The following is a 12414-nucleotide window of genomic DNA, read 5'->3' as shown; positions in this document are numbered from 1 at the left end:
ATCCCGGGCTGGTGCAGGCTACTGAAGGGTGTTGCTTTTCGGGGCCTCACCGCGGCCCCGCAAGTTTTCATGGCCGATCACTGTGCCTGATAAATCTGATCGAACACACCACCATCGTTAAAGAACTTGGGCTGTGCAGTTTTCCAGCCACCGAAGTCCTTGTCGATGGTCACCAGCTCCAGTTTCGGGAACTGCTTGCCGAACTCGGCAGCGACCTTTTCGTCACGCGGGCGGTAGAAGTTCTCGGCGGCAATCTTCTGGCCGGCCGGGCTGTACAGGTGCTTGAGGTACTCGGTGGCGATCTCGGTGTTGCCTTTCTTCTCGGCGTTCTTGTCGACCACGGCTACCGGTGGCTCGGCGAGGATCGACAGGGACGGCACGACGATCTCGAACTTGTCGCTGCCGCCGTCTTCCTTCAGGGCCAGGAACGCTTCGTTCTCCCACGCCAGCAGCACATCGCCCTGGCCGTTGTTGACGAAGGTGATGGTCGAGCCACGGGCGCCGGTATCGAGCACCGGCACGTGCTTGAACAGCTCTTGCACGTACGCCTTGGCTTTGTCTTCGCTGCCGCCGGTCTTCAGGCCATAGGCCCAGGCGGCGAGGAAGTTCCAGCGGGCGCCGCCGGAGGTCTTGGGATTGGGGGTGATGACCGAGACGTCCTTCTTGATCAGGTCGCCCCAGTCCTTGATGCCCTTGGGGTTACCCTTGCGCACCAGGAACACGATGGTGGACGTGTAGGGCGTGCTGGCCTCAGGCAGGCGTTTCTGCCAGTCCTGCGGCAGGCTCTTGCCGAGCTTGGCCACTTCATCGATGTCGCCGGCCAGGGCCAGGGTCACCACGTCCGCGCGCAGGCCATCGATCACCGCACGGGCCTGCTTGCCCGAGCCGCCATGGGATTGCTGGATCTTCACCTTGTCGCCGGGATGAGCGGCCTGCCAGTGCTTGATGAACTCGGCGTTGTACTGCTGGTACAGCTCGCGGGTCGGGTCGTAGGACACGTTCAGCAGTTCGTAGTCCTTGGCGATCGCGGAACCGGCAAAAACGGCACTGGCCAGAGCGGCAAGCGCATAACGGCGGATGGACATGGTGAAGCTCCCGATTGGCATTTTTCTAGTTTGTTAGAGGGGGCGGTATCAGCCGGACTTGTTGCCTGGCTGCTGGAGGCGGAATTTTTCCTTGCGCTCGATCTGCACGACCTGGGCGTTGTGCACGGTGATCTCCACCGCACCGAAGCGCAGATCGCGCAGCGCGCTCTGGATTTCACGCAGAATGGTGGTTTCGTCCTGACCGTCGATGCTACGCACAGATGCACTCATGCTCGTTCTCCTTGGGTATGAAGTGCCGGGCAGAGGAAGGTGATTGCGCCTGGCTTGAGGGCAATCTTAGAGACGTGTATTTATTCTGAAAAATACTGTTTAAGAATTTTTATATAACTAAAATTCCGCGCCGATTTCGAAGGTGGCAACGGGTCTGTGGGAGCGGATCTACCCGCTCCCACAGACCCGTTGCGTGCCCTAACGTTGTGTCTGCGGCTCGCGGATCTTGTACCAGGCCACATAGAGCGCCGGCAGGAACAACAGCGTCAGCAGCGTTGCACTGATGATGCCGCCGATCATCGCGTAGGCCATCGGCCCCCAGAACACTTCCCGAGCGATCGGGATCATGCCAAGGCTCGCCGCCGCCGCGGTCAGCAGGATCGGTCGGCGGCGGTGGTTGGTCGCCTCCACGACGGCATCCCAGGGCGAGAACCCTTGCGCCTCGAATTCGTCGATCTGAGTCACCAGGATTACCGAGTTGCGGATGATGATGCCGGCCAGGGCCAGGATACCGAGAATGGCCACGAAGCCCATGGGCGTGCCGGTGGGCACCAGCGCCAGCACCACGCCGATCAGCCCCAGTGGCGCCACGCTGACCACCAGGAACAGCTTCTGCACGCTGTGCAGCTGGATCATCAGGAAGGTCGCCATGAGGAACAGCATCAGCGGAATGACCTTGCGGATCGGCCCTTGGGCTTTGGCGCTTTCTTCCACCGTACCGCCGGTGGCCACTTCATAGCCGACCGGCAGCTTGTCGATGAACTGGTCGATTTCAGGCTTGAGCTGGGCCACCAGGTCGGTAGGCTGGATGTCGCCGTTGACCGAGGCCTTGATGGTAATGGTTGGCTTGCGGTCGCGGCGCCATACCAGGGGCTGTTCCAGCTCGTAGCGCACGGTGGCGAAGGCCAGCAGCGGGATCGAGGTGCCGTTGGGGGTGAGGATCTGCAGGTTCTGCAGAGTATCGGGCGAGCCACGCTCGCTGTCTTCGGCACGGGCGACCACGTTGATCAGGTAGATGTTGTCGTTGACCTGGGTGATCGGCGTGCCGCTGACGATGCTGTTCATCACGTTGGCTACGTCCTCGGACGACAGCCCCAACTGGCGCGCCTTGTCCTGGGCGATCTCCACGCGCAGCACCTTACCGGGCTCGTTCCAGTCGTAGATCATCTCGCCGATGTGCTCGTTGGCGTCGAGCAGGGTGGCAAGCTCGATTGCATGCTTGCGCACCTGGTCGATGTCCTTGCCACTGACCCGGTACTGGATCGGACGTCCCACCGGCGGGCCCATTTCCAGCGACTGGACGTTGGTACCGATGCCCACGAACTCTTCGCGCAGGATCTTCTCCAGGCGCTTCATCATGCCCTGGCGCTCTTCGAAGCCCTTGCTGACGATTACCAGCTGCGCGTAGTAGGGGTTCTGCAATTGAGCATCCAGCGGTAGGTAGAAGCGAATCGCCCCCTGGCCGATGTAGGTGCTCCAGCGCACCAGGTCCGGGTCGTCCTTGATCCTGGCCTCGAACCGGTCGACGACCTTGCGGGTTTCCTCGATCGACGCGTTCTGGGGCAGGTTCAGGTCAACCAGGATCTCGGGGCGGTCGGACGAAGGGAAGAACTGGTTCTGCACGAAGCGCTCGCAGATCAGCGCCAGGACAAACAGCAACACCGTGCCGATGATGGTCAGCCAGCGATGACGCATGCACCACAGCAGGCTGTGCTCGAACGCCCGTCCCACGCGGCCAGGCTCGGCCTCATGGGCCTTGAGCTTGCTGCTGCTCAGGATATGCACGCCCAGCACAGGCGCGAAGAACACCGCCACCACCCACGACACCAGCAACGCCACCGCGATGACGGCGAACAAGGTGTAGGTGTATTCACCCGCAGAGCTGGCGTTGAGCCCGATCGGCACGAAACCGGCCACGGTCACCAGCGTGCCGGTAAGCATGGGGAAGGCTGTGGAGGTGTAGGCGAATGTCGCCGCCTGCTCCTTGCTTTCGCCCATCTCCAGCCGCGTGACCATGACCTCCACCGTGATCATCGCATCATCCACCAGCAGGCCCAGGGCGATGATCAGCGCTCCGAGGGAGATCCGCTGCATGGTGATGCCGCTGTACTCCATGAACACGAACACCATGGCCAGCACCAACGGGATCGAGCACGCCACCACCAGACCTGCGCGCACGCCCAGGCTGACGAAGCTCACCCCCAGCACGATCACCACCGCCTCGAACAGCGCACTGGTGAAGCCGCCCACCGCCTGCTTGACCACCACGGCCTGGTCGGACACGGTGTGCACGCCCACGCCCACCGGCAGGTCGGCGACGACGCTGTCCATCTTCTTCTTCAGCGCGGCGCCAAACACTTGGATGTTGCCACCGGCCTTCATGCCGATCGCAAGGCCGATGGCCGTCTGGCCGTTGTAACGGAACATTGGCGAAGGTGGATCGACATAGCCACGTTCGATATCGGCGATATCCGCGAGGCGGAAGAAGCGGTCGTTGATCCGCAGGTTGACGGTCTGCAGGTCCTTTTCCGAGGCGAATTGCCCGGTCGTACGCACTGAGATGCGCTCGGGGCCCGCTTCGATCACGCCCGCCGGGGTGACCGCGTTCTGCGATTGCAAAGCCTGCATCACCTGGCGCTGGTCGATGCCCAGGGCCGCCAGCTTGCGGGTGGAGAAGTTCAGGTAGAGCACTTCGTCCTGGGTGCCGATCAGCTCGATCTTGCCGATGTTGGGCACATCGCGCACTTCGGCCCGCGCCACTTCCACGTAGTCGCGCAGCTGGCGCAAGGTCAGGCCATCGGCTGTAAAGGCATAGATCGAACCGAACACATCGCCGAATTCGTCGTTGAAGGCAGGGCCCTGGATGCCCGAGGGGAACTGGCCGCGGATATCCTGGATCTTCTTGCGCACCTGGTACCAGATTTCCGGGATGTCCTTGGCCTTGGTGGTGTCGCGCAGGTAGACATAGACAGTGGATTCACCAGGGCGGGTATAGCTCTTGGTGTAATCGAGCGAGTCGAGCTCCTCGAGCTTCTTTTCGATGCGGTCGGTGACCTGATACAGCGTCTCGTCCTGGGTCGCCCCTGGCCAGCGGGTCTGGATCACCATGGTCTTGATGGTGAAGGACGGGTCTTCCTCACGTCCTAGGTTGAAATACGAAAAAATCCCCATCAGCAGCCCGACGAACATCAGGTACCAGACGAACGATTGGTGCCTGAGCGCCCACTCGGACAGGTTGAAGCTTCCTTTCATTGCGCGTCCTCATCGAATGCGACCTTCTGGCCCGGCTTGAGGCTGTTCACGCCGGCTGTGACCACCCGCTCGCCTGGCTGAACGCCGGACGTCAGGACGATGCTGTCCTGCGTGCGCTCGATCAGGGCTACGTCACGGATGGCCACGGTCTTCTGTTTCGGGTCGATCACCCACACCTGGGTCTTGCCGTCGCGTTCGAGCAAGGCGCTCAGCGGCAGCTGGCTGCGCGGCGAAACCGCGGAGCTCAACGTCACGCTGATGGCAGTGCCCAGGTGGAAGGCGGCCGGCGTGCTGGCCAGGGTCAGCCGCGCACGACGGGTTCGCGTCGTGGCATCGGCCTGGGGCTCCAGCTCGCGCAAGGTAGCGGTGGTGTTGATGGTGGGGTCCAGTTGCGAGGCGACGGTGAACGTCAGGCCTTTGTTCAGTTGCTCGGCCAGACCGATAGGCAGATCGATCACCGCTTCCTTGACGTCCGGACGGGCCAGCGTGACCACGGCCTGCCCGGCCGTCACCGTCTGCCCGGCCTCGGCCTGCCAGGCGGTGATGACGGCGGCGTGGTCGCTGCGCAGGGTGCTGTAGTCGAGCTGGTCACGGGCCTGACTCACTGCCGAACGGGCTTGTTCCAGTGCAGCGCCTGTGGTCTTGAGGTTGGTCTGGGCGATGTCCAATTGCGCCTGGGCGCCAACGCCTCGATCAAATAGTTGCTGTTGCCGTCGTGCATCGGCCTGGGCGTTGATCCACTGCGCTTGCACCTTGGCCAGGTCGCCTTCGGCAGCGCGCAGTTGGTTCTGCTGATCGGTCGGATCGAGGGTGGCCAGGGTATCGCCGGGCTTTACCTGGGCGCCGACGTCCAGCCAGCGCCGGGCGATACGCCCGGACACACGAAACCCCAGCGTGCTTTCGAAGCGGGCCTGGATACTGCCCGCAAAGCGCCCCAGCTGCGACTGTACCTGGGGTTCGACGGTCATCGACAACACCGGCCGGATCGGCTCGGGTGCTTGCTCCTCGCTGGAACAGGCGGCCAGCAGTAGGCTGGCCGGCAACACAAGCAGCACGCGCTTCATGGCGCCTCTCCCCCGTCCTTGGCGTCGACCTTGTGCACCTGCATGTTCGGGTGCAGCAATTGCCCACCACTGACCACGACGGTTTCACCACTTTTCAGGCCGCTGGCGACCACGATCTTGCCGGTCAGGTAACGTGTGACCTCGACCTTGCGCAATTCGACCTTGTCCCCCTCGCCCACCACCCAGACCGCCGGCTCGTGCAACGCTTTGGTCAAGGCCGACCAGGGCAGCTCGACACTCGGCCGCCCCTGGGCATTGGTGGTGGCGGTGACCGGCGCGCCCAGCTGCATACCGGGAGGTACGTTGCGCAGCCCTACCTTGACCTGCACCGTGCCACTCTGCGCGGAGACGGTCGGCGTGATTTCCCGGACAAACCCTTGCGCCTGGATCTTGGGATCGTCCAGCAGACTGACAATGACGCCTGCATCGCTCGGCGGCGCCACCAGCAGGGACTCATACACGTTGAACACCGCATCGCGGTCGCCGTCGCGGGCGAGGCTGAAGATCGGCATGGTCGCCTGCACCACCTGGCCGACTTCGGCCTGACGCTCGGTGATGACCCCGTCGGCCTCTGATACCAGCGCGGTATAACTCAACTGCTCCTGGGCATCGGCCAACTGCGCCTGGGCAGCCTTGAGCGCACTCTGGTCGCTGCGCAGCGACGCCTGGGCGGAGTCGTACTCGCTCTGGCTGGTGTAGCCCTTGGGCAGTAGCTTTTGCTGACGCACGAAGGCCGCGCTGGTCTGGGTGACACGCGCCTGGGCGGCGAATACTTCGGCCTTGGCCGAATCGACGTTGTTCTGCAGATCCTTGGGGTCCAGGCGCGCCAACACCTGGTTGGCTTTGACGTGATCGCCTACATCCACGCTACGGGAAATGATCTTGCCGCCGACCCTGAACGACAGGTCGGTCTGAACCCGCGCCTGGACATCGCCGGTCAGGGTCACCCTGGCGGCAAAATCGGTAGGTTTGACCTGGATTACACCCACCCTGGGGAGTTCAGCTTTCGACTCTTCCTTGCTACAGCCCGACAGCATGGACAGCAGCCCCAGGCAAACGACCATCAGCGGACGCGCTAACGTCATGCAGGCTCCTTGCTTGTGCCAATTGGATTGAGGGACGCGAGTGAAAGCGTAGATCAGGCACGGACAACTGGCACTGACTCAGATCCATCAAAACTTCTGCACGCAGAATCGGGGATACTGCCGCTTCACAGGACAAGGAAAAGGCCCATGCTCAACACCCTGGCCATTGCCAACTACCGCTCGATCAACCAGCTGGTCATCCCCCTGGGCCGGTTGAACGTGATCACCGGCGCCAATGGCAGCGGCAAGTCCAACCTCTACAAAGCCCTGCGCCTGCTGGCCGAGACGGCCCGTGGCGGGGTAGTCAACGCCCTGGCCGCCGAGGGCGGCCTGGAGTCGACGTTCTGGGCCGGCCCCGAGACGATCAGCCGGCGCATGCGCCAGGGCGACGTGCCCGTGCAGGGTGGGCCGCGTCAACATGTCAAACGTCTGCGCCTGGGGTTTGCCGACGACGATTTCGGTTACGCCATCAGCCTCGGATTGCCCGAGCCGAGCCGGTCGAAGTTCGCCCTCGACCCGCAGATCAAGCACGAGGCGATCTGGGCTGGCCCGGTGTGCCGCCCTGCCAGTCTGCTGGTTGAGCGTAGCGCGGCCATGGTCAAGGCACGCCAGACGCGCCAGTGGCAGGTGCGCAACCAGCACATGACCGAATTCGACAGCCTGTTCGACCACGTCGGCAGCCTGCAGGATTCGCCGGAAGTCCTGCGCCTGCGCGAACGCATCCGCAGTTGGCGCTTCTACGATCACTTTCGCACCGACGCCGAGGCACCGGCACGCCAGCCACGCCTGGGCACCCGCACCCCCGTGCTGCACCACGATGGCCGCGACCTGGCCGCTGCCTTGCAGACCATCGATGAAATCGGTGACTTCGGCGCCTTGCAGCAGGCCATCGGCGACGCTTTCCCTGGGGCTCATCTGAAAGTCGATGCGCAGCCCGGGGGCTTGTTCAGCCTGCGTTTTCACCAAGCCGGGCTGCTGCGCCCGTTGAGCGCCGCGGAACTGTCCGACGGCACCCTGCGCTATCTGCTGCTGGTGGCCGCCCTGCTGACGCCCAGGCCGCCGAGCATGATGGTGCTCAACGAGCCGGAAACCAGCTTGCACCCGGACCTGCTACCGGCCTTGGCGCGTTTGATCCGCCACGCTGCGCAGCATTGCCAAGTGTGGGTGGTCTCCCATGCTCCGCGCTTGGTGGCGGCGCTGGAAGAAGACGAAGCCTGTCACTCGATCCGCCTGGAAAAAGATCTCGGGCAGACGTTGATGGCTGGGCAGGGGATGCTCGATGAACCGGCCTGGAACTGGCCGGATTGAGCCTGGGGATGCGTCGCAGCCCTCGCGCGGCCCCGATGCGCTCCTGCAGGTATCGCATGCGATACCTGCAGGAGCTCGCGGAGCCTGCGAAGGGCCGCAAAGCGGCCCACGGATGGATCAGACCGACGCGGTAGCCTGAACCGGACGCTTGACCTGCGGCTGCGAAACATTCGCCGCAGCGCCCTCTTCGATGGCTTGCTGGATAGCCTTGCGACGACGCTCTTCGGCCTGGCGGCTGAAGTACCACACCAGGAAGGTCACCAGCGATACCGACAGCAGGATCAAGCTGGCCACGGCGTTGATTTCCGGCTTCACGCCAAGGCGCACAGCGGAGAACACTTCCATCGGCAAGGTGGTCGAACCTGGACCGGACACGAAACTGGCCAGTACCAGATCATCCAGCGACAGGGCGAAGGACATCATGCCGCCCGCCGCCAGCGATGGCGCGATCATCGGGATGGTGATCAGGAAGAACACCTTCCACGGCTTGGCACCCAGGTCCATGGCAGCCTCTTCGATGGACAGGTCCAGCTCACGCAGGCGCGCCGACACCACCACCGCCACATAGGCTGCGCAGAAAGTGGTGTGAGCGATCCAGATGGTGACGATGCCACGCTCCTGCGGCCAGCCGATCATCTGCGCCATGGCCACGAACAGCAGCAGCAGCGACAGACCGGTGATCACCTCAGGCATCACCAGAGGCGCTGTTACCAGGCCACCGAACAGGGTACGGCCCTTGAAACGGGTCACCCGGGTCAGCACGAAGGCGGCCAGGGTACCCAACGCCACGGCGGCGATCGCGGTGTAGCAGGCGATCTCCAGCGAGCGCATCACCGAGCCCATCAACTGACTGTTGTCCAGCAGGCCGACGTACCACTTCACCGACCAGCCGCCCCAGACCGTCACAAGCTTGGAGGCGTTGAACGAGTAGATCACCAGGATCAGCATCGGCAGGTAGATGAACAGCAAGCCGAGCACCAGCATCAGCTTGGAGAAACCGAAGCGCTTCATGCTCTGCCCTCCATTTCTTTGGCCTGGCTGCGGTTGAACAGCAGGATGGGCACGATCAGGATCGCCAGCATCACCACCGCCAGGGCGGATGCCACCGGCCAGTCACGGTTGTTGAAGAACTCCTGCCACAGCACCTTGCCGATCATCAGGGTTTCCGGGCCGCCGAGCAGTTCAGGAATCACGAACTCGCCCACCACCGGGATGAACACCAGCATGCAGCCGGCGATGATGCCGTTCTTCGACAGCGGCACAGTGATCTTCCAGAAGCTGTTGAAGGTGCTCGAACCCAGGTCGCTTGCGGCCTCGAGCAGGCTCGGGTCGTGCTTGACCAGGTTCGCGTACAACGGAAGGATCATGAACGGCAGGTACGAATAGACCACGCCGATGTACACCGCCAGGTTGGTGTTGAGGATCTGCAGCGGCTGGTCGATCAAGCCGATCCACAGCAGGAAGCTGTTGAGCAGGCCGTTATTGCTGAGGATGCCCATCCAGGCATAGACGCGGATCAGGATCGCGGTCCAGGTCGGCATCATGATCAGCAGCAGCAGGACCGTCTGGGTTTCCTTGCGGGCATTGGCGATGGCGTAGGCCATCGGGTAGCCGATCAGCAGGCACAGAAGGGTGCTGAAGAAGGCCATCTTCAGCGAGCCCAGATAGGCCGAGATGTACAGTTCATCCTCGGTCAACAGGCCGTAGTTGGCCAGGTTGAGCACCAGTTGGATCTTGTCCTCGACGTAGCTGTAGATCTCCGTGTAGGGCGGGATCGCCACGTCGGCTTCAGCGAAGCTGATCTTCAGGACGATGAAGAACGGCAGCATGAAGAACAGGAACAGCCAGATGAACGGCACGCCGATCACCAGATGGCGGCCCTCCGGGGTCACTTTGTTGAGTGCTCGCTTGAGCTTGCGAATGTTCATGAGCGCAATACCACGCCGCTGTCGTCTTCCCACCAGACGTACACTTCATCGCCCCAGGTCGGGCGGGTGCCCTGGCGCTCGGCGTTGGCGACGAAGGACTGGACCACTTTCCCGCTCGGCAGCTCCACGTAGAACACCGAATGACCACCCAGGTAGGCGATGTCATGGACCTTGCCACGCGACCAGTTGTACTGGCAGGTCGGCTGCTCGGAGGTCACCAGGAGTTTTTCCGGACGCAGGGCATAAGTGATGTGCTTGTCTTCGACCGAGGTGGTGACACCGTGGCCCACGTAGATATTGCGTTCGAGCTCAGGGCTTGCGATCAGCGCATGGCCTTCGGCGTCGTCGACCACTTCACCCTCGAACAGGTTGACGTTACCGATGAACTCGCAGACCAGGCGGCTGGTCGGGGTCTCGTACACATCCACCGGGCTGCCGATCTGGGCGATCCAGCCCAGGTGCATGATGGCGATGCGTTGGGCCATGGTCATGGCCTCTTCCTGGTCGTGGGTCACCATCACGCAGGTCACGCCGACCCGCTCGATGATTTCGACCAGCTCCAGTTGCATTTGCGAGCGCAGTTTCTTGTCCAGGGCGCCCATCGGTTCGTCCAGCAGCAGCAGCTTGGGGCGTTTGGCCAAGGAGCGGGCCAGGGCCACACGCTGGCGCTGGCCGCCGGAAAGCTGGTGCGGCTTGCGCTTGGCGTACTGAGTCATGTGCACCAGCTTGAGCATCTCGGCCACGCGGGCGTCGATCTCGGCCTTGGGCATCTTGTCCTGCTGCAGGCCGAAGGCGATGTTCTGCGCCACGGTCATGTGCGGGAACAGCGCGTAGGACTGGAACATCATGTTGATCGGCCGCTCGTAGGGCGGCATGTCGGTGATGTCGACGCCATCGAGGAAGATCCGCCCTTCGGTCGGACGCTCGAAGCCGGCAAGCATACGCAGCAAGGTGGACTTGCCGGAGCCGGAGCCACCCAGCAGGGCGAAGATCTCACCCTTGCGGATTTCCAGGGACACATCGTCCACGGCTACCGTTTCGTCGAACTTTTTTGTGACCCGGTCGATTTTGACCAGCACCTGCTTGGGTTGCTGGCCACCCTCGAGGGCTTTTTTATAGGCACCGGAGGCAACTGCCATGAGTGAAACTCCCAACAAGATTTTTATGCCCACACGGCCTGTTTTGGCAGGAACGTAGAGGGTCTGGATGATTACTTGCCCGACTTGACCTTGGTCCAGCTACGGGTCATCAGACGTTGCACCTTCGGTGGCAACTCAGCATTGACGAACATCTTGTCCAGCACTTCCTGCGGAGGGTAGACCGCAGCGTCAGTCCTCACGGCCTGATCCATCAGGTCGCCAGCCCTGGGGTTCGGGTTGGCGTAACCGACATAATCGCTGACCTGAGCGATGACCTCAGGTTTCAGCAGATAGTTGATGAAGGCATGGGCCTCCTTGACGTTGCTGGCGTCCTTGGGAATCGCCAGCACATCGAACCAGAGGTTGCCGCCTTCTTTTGGAATGGCGTAGGCCAGTTTCACGCCCTTGCCGGCCTCTTCGGCGCGGGCCTTGGCCTGGAACACATCACCGGAGAATCCGGCGGCGACGCAGATATCGCCATTGGCCAGGTCAGTGATGTATTTCGAGGAATGGAAGTAGGTCACGTAGGGACGCACGGCCAGGAGTTTCTTTTCGGCCGCCTGGTAGTCCTTGGGATTGCTGCTGTTAGGGTCCAGGCCCATGTAGTTGAGCACGGCCGGCAGCATTTCGTCGGCCGAGTCCAGGAACGCCACGCCGCACTGGGAGAGCTTCTTCATGTTCTCGGGCTCGAAGAGCACGGCCCAGGAGTCGATCTTGTCGGTGCCCAGCACCGCCTTGACCTTCTCGACGTTGTAACCGATGCCGTTGGTGCCCCACAGATACGGCACGGCGTACTGGTTGCCCGGGTCATTGCGCTCGAGGCGCTTCATCAGAGCCGGGTCCAGGTTGGAATAATTCGGCAGCAGGCTGCGGTCGAGCTTCTGGAAGGCGCCCGCCTTGATCTGCTTGCCCAGGAAATGGTTGGACGGCACGACCACGTCATAGCCGGTGCGACCGGCGAGCAGCTTGCCTTCCAGGGTTTCGTTTGAATCGAAGACGTCGTACTTGGCCTCGATGCCGGTTGCCTTCTGGAAATCGGCGAGGGTCGTCGGGCCAATGTAGTCCGACCAGTTGTAGATATGCACCGTGGGCGCTGCTTGGACGCCGAATGCCAGCGTCAGACCCGCTCCAGCCATCATGGCCTTGCGAAATACGGAAATAGACAAGTGGATGGTCCTCACAATCAGTGCCTCTGGGTGACGGCGACGCTGCCGTACACGCAAAACCGGCGCGCAACTTACCTTTGCTGCATCGATGCCGCAAACAAAATTGCCTTACACGCCTTCCGGGCCGGGAAACCCCGGCCCAGAGGGCTTCGAGAC

General features: G+C 62.4%; 10 protein-coding genes. 1 reads left to right on the top strand and 9 read right to left on the bottom strand.

Going from position 1 to position 12414, the window contains the following annotated elements; all coding sequences use genetic code 11:
* Positions 1-77 precede the first annotated feature (77 nt).
* The 5 genes from AB1N67_RS01165 to AB1N67_RS01145 form a co-directional block, all read right to left on the bottom strand.
* On the bottom strand, positions 78-1085 hold the full coding sequence (locus AB1N67_RS01165; RefSeq protein WP_043211519.1) for a sulfate ABC transporter substrate-binding protein: 1008 nt from the start codon (positions 1083-1085) through the stop codon (positions 78-80).
* A gap of 48 nt (positions 1086-1133) precedes the next feature.
* Positions 1134-1316 carry a sulfur starvation response protein OscA gene (oscA, locus tag AB1N67_RS01160; RefSeq protein ID WP_043211521.1) on the bottom strand — a complete coding sequence of 61 codons (183 nt, stop codon included), beginning with the start codon at positions 1314-1316 and terminating at the stop codon, positions 1134-1136.
* Positions 1317-1514: 198 nt separating this feature from the next.
* Positions 1515-4568 carry an efflux RND transporter permease subunit gene (locus tag AB1N67_RS01155; RefSeq protein WP_043211523.1) on the bottom strand — a complete coding sequence of 1018 codons (3054 nt, stop codon included), beginning with the start codon at positions 4566-4568 and terminating at the stop codon, positions 1515-1517.
* Entirely contained in the window at positions 4565-5632 is a 1068-nt protein-coding gene (locus tag AB1N67_RS01150) for an efflux RND transporter periplasmic adaptor subunit (protein ID WP_043211525.1), read from the bottom strand. The genes AB1N67_RS01155 and AB1N67_RS01150 overlap by 4 nt, the downstream gene beginning before the upstream one ends.
* Positions 5629-6717 carry an efflux RND transporter periplasmic adaptor subunit gene (locus tag AB1N67_RS01145; protein WP_102081404.1) on the bottom strand — a complete coding sequence of 363 codons (1089 nt, stop codon included), beginning with the start codon at positions 6715-6717 and terminating at the stop codon, positions 5629-5631. The genes AB1N67_RS01150 and AB1N67_RS01145 overlap by 4 nt, the downstream gene beginning before the upstream one ends.
* Before the next feature lie 147 nt (positions 6718-6864).
* On the opposite strand from AB1N67_RS01145, the gene AB1N67_RS01140 reads away from it, so the two are divergent.
* Complete coding sequence (locus tag AB1N67_RS01140; RefSeq protein WP_102081403.1) at positions 6865-8025, top strand: AAA family ATPase; 1161 nt, start codon at positions 6865-6867, stop codon at positions 8023-8025.
* A 117-nt stretch (positions 8026-8142) separates the two neighbouring features.
* On the opposite strand, the gene AB1N67_RS01135 is transcribed toward AB1N67_RS01140, so the two are convergent.
* The 4 genes from AB1N67_RS01135 to AB1N67_RS01120 all read right to left on the bottom strand — a co-directional run bounded on the left by AB1N67_RS01135 (position 8143) and on the right by AB1N67_RS01120 (position 12258).
* Positions 8143-9036 (bottom strand): ABC transporter permease subunit, encoded by an 894-nt coding sequence (locus AB1N67_RS01135; protein ID WP_043211529.1) that lies wholly within the window; start codon positions 9034-9036, stop codon positions 8143-8145.
* Positions 9033-9953: an ABC transporter permease subunit gene (locus AB1N67_RS01130; protein WP_043211531.1), complete on the bottom strand. Its 921-nt coding sequence runs from the start codon at positions 9951-9953 to the stop codon at positions 9033-9035. Before AB1N67_RS01130 ends, AB1N67_RS01135 begins: the two co-directional genes overlap by 4 nt.
* The gene (gene potA / locus AB1N67_RS01125; protein WP_043211532.1) at positions 9950-11092 is read right to left on the bottom strand and encodes a polyamine ABC transporter ATP-binding protein; all 1143 of its coding nucleotides are present in this window, start codon (positions 11090-11092) and stop codon (positions 9950-9952) included. Before potA ends, AB1N67_RS01130 begins: the two co-directional genes overlap by 4 nt.
* A 71-nt stretch (positions 11093-11163) precedes the next feature.
* Positions 11164-12258 (bottom strand): polyamine ABC transporter substrate-binding protein, encoded by a 1095-nt coding sequence (locus tag AB1N67_RS01120; RefSeq protein ID WP_043211534.1) that lies wholly within the window; start codon positions 12256-12258, stop codon positions 11164-11166.
* Between the last annotated feature and the right edge of the window lie 156 nt (positions 12259-12414).

This window comes from Pseudomonas guariconensis, assembly GCF_040822035.1.
Classification (GTDB): domain Bacteria; phylum Pseudomonadota; class Gammaproteobacteria; order Pseudomonadales; family Pseudomonadaceae; genus Aquipseudomonas; species Aquipseudomonas guariconensis.
Note: the sequence above shows the minus strand (reverse complement) of the source record. Positions and strands in the feature narration are given on the sequence as shown.